This window comes from Facilibium subflavum, from assembly GCF_003574485.1.
Classification (GTDB): domain Bacteria; phylum Pseudomonadota; class Gammaproteobacteria; order Francisellales; family Francisellaceae; genus Facilibium; species Facilibium subflavum.
The window spans coordinates 1-668 of the sequence record NZ_QLIT01000366.1; the positions used below are offsets into that span (position 1 = coordinate 1).

1 pseudogene is annotated in these 668 nt (G+C 40.9%); it reads left to right on the forward strand.

Annotated features, from left to right (window positions below):
• Positions 1-257: 257 nt before the first annotated feature.
• Positions 258-668 (forward strand): annotated as a pseudogene (locus tag DNK84_RS13970) (hypothetical protein); the annotation flags it as partial.

Consider the following 668-nt stretch of genomic DNA (forward strand, 5'->3'; position numbering starts at 1 on the left):
AAAAAATTGACCACGATTGCCGGTGGCGTTTTATTATTAATTGTTATTGTGGCTTTTATCTTTTCATTTAATGCTCCAAAGAAAGACACGACTAAAAGGGATGGCAGCAGATTATCCAGAAGTGCTTAAGCGGATAATGTAAAACAGTCAGGGGATCTATCAAGTAATAAGGATGCAAAAGGAATTCAAGAAAAGCTTGGAATAAAACAACAAGATAAGGGGATGGAGAAGCAAAAACCTCAAATTAAAGAAGATGATTGGAAAAGCACCGCACGCAACGGCAACGCCTTCAATCACAAATCAATAGTTTAAAGTCTCAGCCTCAACAGACAACAAGACAGCAACCAAGCATTTCACCCATGGATCGTGAAGCAATGAATGAACCTATTTTCTTTCGGGGTGGCGCACCAAGACCAATTCACCAGGATCAGGATAAACAAGATCAAAGTAAAATTGGTGCAAAAACGCCTTCAGGTAAGCAAACACCAGCGCAGCAGCGTGAAGCATTTATGGAAGGCGGGCCTTCGGCTAAAGATATTACCAACCAAAATACGATTCAAAAGCCAATCTCAGATAATGTGATTATGGCAGGAAATGCCATTCCAGCTATTTTGCAGACCAAAATTGTTTCCGATTTACCAGGGACGATTGTGGCGCGTGTGTCTAAA